General features: G+C 33.6%; 5 protein-coding genes and 1 pseudogene. 5 read left to right on the top strand and 1 reads right to left on the bottom strand.

Annotated features, from left to right (window positions below; translation table 11 throughout):
* From G8Y84_RS08610 to tet(L), 3 genes are all read left to right on the top strand, one after another.
* Positions 1-736: protein rep (locus G8Y84_RS08610; RefSeq protein ID WP_246864363.1), on the top strand; the 736-nt coding region annotated here is incomplete at its 5' end.
* A gap of 103 nt (positions 737-839) precedes the next feature.
* Positions 840-902: a tetracycline resistance efflux system leader peptide gene (locus G8Y84_RS11615; RefSeq protein ID WP_012779615.1), complete on the top strand. Its 63-nt coding sequence runs from the start codon at positions 840-842 to the stop codon at positions 900-902.
* 33 nt (positions 903-935) lie between these two features.
* Complete coding sequence (tet(L), locus tag G8Y84_RS08600) at positions 936-2,312, top strand: tetracycline efflux MFS transporter Tet(L) (protein WP_001574277.1); 1,377 nt, start codon at positions 936-938, stop codon at positions 2,310-2,312.
* A gap of 644 nt (positions 2,313-2,956) precedes the next feature.
* On the opposite strand, the gene G8Y84_RS08595 is transcribed toward tet(L), so the two are convergent.
* Complete coding sequence (locus G8Y84_RS08595; RefSeq protein WP_002345002.1) at positions 2,957-3,691, bottom strand: 23S rRNA (adenine(2058)-N(6))-methyltransferase Erm(T); 735 nt, start codon at positions 3,689-3,691, stop codon at positions 2,957-2,959.
* Between the two features lie 420 nt (positions 3,692-4,111).
* Here G8Y84_RS08595 and mobV point away from each other — a divergent pair, with 420 nt between their 5' ends.
* A complete protein-coding gene (gene mobV / locus G8Y84_RS08590) occupies positions 4,112-5,323 on the top strand; it encodes a MobV family relaxase (protein ID WP_032494831.1) in 1,212 nt (403 codons plus the stop codon).
* Positions 5,324-5,959: 636 nt separating this feature from the next.
* A pseudogene (locus G8Y84_RS08585) lies at positions 5,960-6,212 on the top strand (protein rep); the annotation flags it as partial.

The following is a 6,212-nucleotide window of genomic DNA, read 5'->3' as shown; positions in this document are numbered from 1 at the left end:
TTGTCCAATGTGCAACTGGAGGAGAGCAATGAAACATGGCATTCAGTCACAAAAGGTTGTTGCTGAAGTTATTAAACAAAAGCCAACAGTTCGTTGGTTGTTTCTCACATTAACAGTTAAAAATGTTTATGATGGCGAAGAATTAAATAAGAGTTTGTCAGATATGGCTCAAGGATTTCGCCGAATGATGCAATATAAAAAAATTAATAAAAATCTTGTTGGTTTTATGCGTGCAACGGAAGTGACAATAAATAATAAAGATAATTCTTATAATCAGCACATGCATGTATTGGTATGTGTGGAACCAACTTATTTTAAGAATACAGAAAACTACGTGAATCAAAAACAATGGATTCAATTTTGGAAAAAGGCAATGAAATTAGACTATGATCCAAATGTAAAAGTTCAAATGATTCGACCGAAAAATAAATATAAATCGGATATACAATCGGCAATTGACGAAACTGCAAAATATCCTGTAAAGGATACGGATTTTATGACCGATGATGAAGAAAAGAATTTGAAACGTTTGTCTGATTTGGAGGAAGGTTTACACCGTAAAAGGTTAATCTCCTATGGTGGTTTGTTAAAAGAAATACATAAAAAATTAAACCTTGATGACACAGAAGAAGGCGATTTGATTCATACAGATGATGACGAAAAAGCCGATGAAGATGGATTTTCTATTATTGCAATGTGGAATTGGGAACGGAAAAATTATTTTATTAAAGAGTAGTTCAACAAACGGGCCATATTGTTGTATAAGTGATGAAATACTGAATTTAAAACTTAGTTTATATGTGGTAAAATGTTTTAATCAAGTTTAGGAGGAATTAATTATGAAGTGTAATGAATGTAACAGGGTTCAATTAAAAGAGGGAAGCGTATCATTAACCCTATAAACTACGTCTGCCCTCATTATTGGAGGGTGAAATGTGAATACATCCTATTCACAATCGAATTTACGACACAACCAAATTTTAATTTGGCTTTGCATTTTATCTTTTTTTAGCGTATTAAATGAAATGGTTTTGAACGTCTCATTACCTGATATTGCAAATGATTTTAATAAACCACCTGCGAGTACAAACTGGGTGAACACAGCCTTTATGTTAACCTTTTCCATTGGAACAGCTGTATATGGAAAGCTATCTGATCAATTAGGCATCAAAAGGTTACTCCTATTTGGAATTATAATAAATTGTTTCGGGTCGGTAATTGGGTTTGTTGGCCATTCTTTCTTTTCCTTACTTATTATGGCTCGTTTTATTCAAGGGGCTGGTGCAGCTGCATTTCCAGCACTCGTAATGGTTGTAGTTGCGCGCTATATTCCAAAGGAAAATAGGGGTAAAGCATTTGGTCTTATTGGATCGATAGTAGCCATGGGAGAAGGAGTCGGTCCAGCGATTGGTGGAATGATAGCCCATTATATTCATTGGTCCTATCTTCTACTCATTCCTATGATAACAATTATCACTGTTCCGTTTCTTATGAAATTATTAAAGAAAGAAGTAAGGATAAAAGGTCATTTTGATATCAAAGGAATTATACTAATGTCTGTAGGCATTGTATTTTTTATGTTGTTTACAACATCATATAGCATTTCTTTTCTTATCGTTAGCGTGCTGTCATTCCTGATATTTGTAAAACATATCAGGAAAGTAACAGATCCTTTTGTTGATCCCGGATTAGGGAAAAATATACCTTTTATGATTGGAGTTCTTTGTGGGGGAATTATATTTGGAACAGTAGCAGGGTTTGTCTCTATGGTTCCTTATATGATGAAAGATGTTCACCAGCTAAGTACTGCCGAAATCGGAAGTGTAATTATTTTCCCTGGAACAATGAGTGTCATTATTTTCGGCTACATTGGTGGGATACTTGTTGATAGAAGAGGTCCTTTATACGTGTTAAACATCGGAGTTACATTTCTTTCTGTTAGCTTTTTAACTGCTTCCTTTCTTTTAGAAACAACATCATGGTTCATGACAATTATAATCGTATTTGTTTTAGGTGGGCTTTCGTTCACCAAAACAGTTATATCAACAATTGTTTCAAGTAGCTTGAAACAGCAGGAAGCTGGTGCTGGAATGAGTTTGCTTAACTTTACCAGCTTTTTATCAGAGGGAACAGGTATTGCAATTGTAGGTGGTTTATTATCCATACCCTTACTTGATCAAAGGTTGTTACCTATGGAAGTTGATCAGTCAACTTATCTGTATAGTAATTTGTTATTACTTTTTTCAGGAATCATTGTCATTAGTTGGCTGGTTACCTTGAATGTATATAAACATTCTCAAAGGGATTTCTAAATCGTTAAGGGATCAACTTTGGGAGAGAGTTCAAAATTGATCCTTTTTTTATAACAGGAATTCAAATCTTTTTGTTCCATTAAAGGGCGCGATTGCTGAATAAAAGATACGAGAGACCTCTCTTGTATCTTTTTTATTTTGAGTGGTTTTGTCCGTTACACTAGAAAACCGAAAGACAATAAAAATTTTATTCTTGCTGAGTCTGGCTTTCGGTAAGCTAGACAAAACGGACAAAATAAAAATTGGCAAGGGTTTAAAGGTGGAGATTTTTTGAGTGATCTTCTCAAAAAATACTACCTGTCCCTTGCTGATTTTTAAACGAGCACGAGAGCAAAACCCCCCTTTGCTGAGGTGGCAGAGGGCAGGTTTTTTTGTTTCTTTTTTCTCGTAAAAAAAAGAAAGGTCTTAAAGGTTTTATGGTTTTGGTCGGCACTGCCGACAGCCTCGCAGAGCACACACTTTATGAATATAAAGTATAGTGTGTTTATACTTTACATGGAAGTAATTGCCGGAAATAGTGAAAATGCCTCATATTTGTGCCACCTAAAAAGGAGCGATTTACATATGAGTTATGCAGTTTACGGGCCAAGATTGTTTAAGCAAAATAAGATAAGTTAAGGGATGCAGTTTATGCACCCCTTAACTTATCTATTAAATAATTTATAGCTATTGAAAAGAGACAAGAATTGTTCAAAGCTAATATTGTTTAAATCGTCAATTCTTGCATATTTTAAGGCTTGATAAAATTGGTTTTTGGAAAATAGTTTTATGTATTCTTTGTTAACCCATTTCATAACAAAATTTTCATATTGTTTTCTATCTTTGAGTGATATTTTTGAAGGGTGTCTTTTTAATACAATTAACGAGCTATTAACTCTAGGTTTTGGATGAAAGTATTCTCTAGGGATTTTACTTAATATGGATATATCAACTTCTGTCATTAAAAATAGTGCTAGTGAACGATTTGTATTTAGCAACCTTTTAGCAAATCCATATTCCACTATTAAATAACTTTCTGTAGCTGTGCTTTCAAAAACAATTTTTCGAATTATATCTGTACTTATATTGTAGGGTATATTTCCATATATCTTATATGACTTATTTTTAGGAAACTTAAATTGTAAAATATCTTTATTGATAACCTGGAAGTTCTCATATTCAATAAGTTTGTTTTTAGTTATCCTACATAATTTAGGATCTATTTCAATGGCGGTTACATAATTACACCTTTTAGCTAATTCAAACGTGAAATGACCTTTCCCTGAACCAATCTCAATAATATTATCATTTGTATTTAAATGTACATTTCTCAAAATTTCATTTATATGATGCTTTGAAGTAATAAAGTTTTGACTATCTTTTATATTTTTTTTGTTCATTATAACCCACTCCTATGAGGTTATAATGAATGTTTATATTAACAATCCATTATAACCACTTATTTTTTGTTTGGTTGATTATGAAATTAGAATAATTATAGCACAAGCTCTGATAAATAATAACATGATGAACGACTGTTAAATTTATACTGCAATTGGGCCCTATTGTTGAATAAAGATACGAGAGATTTCTCTTGTATCTTTTTTATTTTTGAGTGGTAACGAAAGCATCCCCCCTTTGCTGAGGTGGCAGAGGTCGGGTTTTTTTGTTTCTTTTTTTACGAAAAAAAGAAAGGTCTTAAAAGGTTTTATGGTTTTGGTCGGCACTGCCGACAGCCTCGCAGAGTACACACTTATATGAATATAAAGTATAGTGTGTATACTTTACATGGAAGTTGTACCGAAGTTAGGAGTGTTTATATGTCATTTGTAGTGGCTCGTATGCAAAAGATGAAATCAGGAAATTTGGTTGGGGTGGGTAATCATAATCAGAGAAATACAGACAATCATTCGAACAAAGATATTGATGTTGAACGGTCGTATTTAAATTATGATTTGGTCAATCGGACAGAAAATTATAAACGAGATATTGAGCAATTTATTAATGACAACAAATCAAGTAGTCGTGCTGTCAGAAAAGATGCTGTATTAATAAACGAATGGATCATAACTTCTGACAACCAATTTTTTAAAGATAAAGACGATAAAGAAATTAAAGACTTTTTCGAACAGTCGAAAGATTACTTCGCTGAAAAATTTGGTGATGAGAATATCCGCTACGCTCAAGTTCACTTAGACGAAACAACACCACATATGCACTTAGGTATTGTGCCTTTCAATGCGGAAAAGAAGTTATCAGCAAAGACTGTTTTTAATCGTCAAGCCTTACAGGCGGTACAAGACGAATTACCAAAATATTTAAATGAGCGTGGTTTTGAGCTTGAACGTGGCGAAAAAGGGTCAGAGCGTAAAAATTTAACGGTGCCTGAATATAAAAAGGCAAAGGACGAATTAAAAGAGATGACTACCACGCTGGAACAGCGGAAGTCAGAAGTTTTAGCGTTATCGAACGATAAAACAGCGACTATAAAAAAAGAGAGTTTGGATTTAAAAGACGAAACGAAAACAGTCAAAGTACCTAGTGGCGAAACCATTGGTATTGGTAAGTTGCGACATGAATTTATGAAAAATGAAGAACGTAAAACAGGAAATGTGATTATTTCTAAAGATAAATTAAATGCTTTGATACAAGGCTATGAAGATTTATATAGCTCAAATGAGCGACTAAAGAAATATGCGGAAACTGATTTACCTAAAGAAATCACTAAAGTTAAAGGGAAATATAGCGAATTAGTGAAAGAATACAATGATTTGGTGCGTAAGAGTAATCGGAATATCGAAACACTTGAAGAATTAGAGAAAGAGAATAAATCGCTTAAAAACGAAATTAAGGACATTTACAAAGGGTTTAAAGCGTACTTTAAAGATTCTAAGCAAGTTACAACTGAACAGGTTAAAACGCTTGTTGGTGGCGTTGTAGACAAAGTAAAAGAATTTGTGAAAGGTGGAGAGTTTGAAAAAATTCATAGAAATGAAACTCGAACACGAGATAGAGATGAATTAAGTCGTTAGAAGCTCATATTTGCGTTCTAAGGAGTTTTAAATCAATTCGAGTATATTTATACCTGTTTGGTCTTTTCGTCGGCATAAGCGTTAAAATTTGCGAAAAAGAAAGCAGTACAAGGGCGAACGTAGTGAGTGCATTTACCCTTGTGCTGCTTTTTTCGTAAATTAGCTTTTGCAAACCGACAGAAAAGCCAACAGGTATGACTGTCTACTCACTTTTCAGAGGCATGATCAAACGCATTGCGTTTGTGGGTGTGGGCAACGCCCACGGTTTTATTGTTTTAGGAATTGGGAAATGGACTGGGGGGAGATTTTGAAAAAATCGACCAACTTCTGGGGGGTACTACGACCGAGAGGTAAAAAAAGAACGAAGTCGAGATCAGGGAATGAGTTTATAAAATAAAAAAAGCACCTGAAAAGGTGTCTTTTTTTGATGGTTTTGAACTTGTTCTTTCTTATCTTGATACATATAGAAATAACGTCATTTTTATTTTAGTTGCTGAAAGGTGCGTTGAAGTGTTGGTATGTATGTGTTTTAAAGTATTGAAAACCCTTAAAATTGGTTGCACAGAAAAACCCCATCTGTTAAAGTTATAAGTGACTAAACAAATAACTAAATAGATGGGGGTTTCTTTTAATATTATGTGTCCTAATAGTAGCATTTATTCAGATGAAAAATCAAGGGTTTTAGTGGACAAGACAAAAAGTGGAAAAGTGAGACCATGGAGAGAAAAGAAAATCGCTAATGTTGATTACTTTGAACTTCTGCATATTCTTGAATTTAAAAAGGCTGAAAGAGTAAAAGATTGTGCTGAAATATTAGAGTATAAACAAAATCGTGAAACAGGCGAAAGAAAGTTGTATCGAGTGTGGTTTTGTAAATCCAGGCTTTGTC

The sequence above is a fragment of the Staphylococcus sp. 11511212 genome, from assembly GCF_011394755.1.
Taxonomy (GTDB): domain Bacteria; phylum Bacillota; class Bacilli; order Staphylococcales; family Staphylococcaceae; genus Staphylococcus; species Staphylococcus chromogenes.
The sequence above is the reverse complement of the archived record's forward strand: the minus strand, read 5'-3'. Positions and strand labels throughout refer to the sequence as shown.

What these genes read in the sequence shown, in the direction of transcription:
- mobV (WP_032494831.1), top strand. Translation starts at nt 4,112, where the DNA reads ATGTCATTTGTAGTGGCTCGTATGCAAAAGATGAAATCAGGAAATTTG.
- G8Y84_RS08595 (WP_002345002.1), bottom strand. Translation starts at nt 3,691, where the DNA reads ATGAACAAAAAAAATATAAAAGATAGTCAAAACTTTATTACTTCAAAG.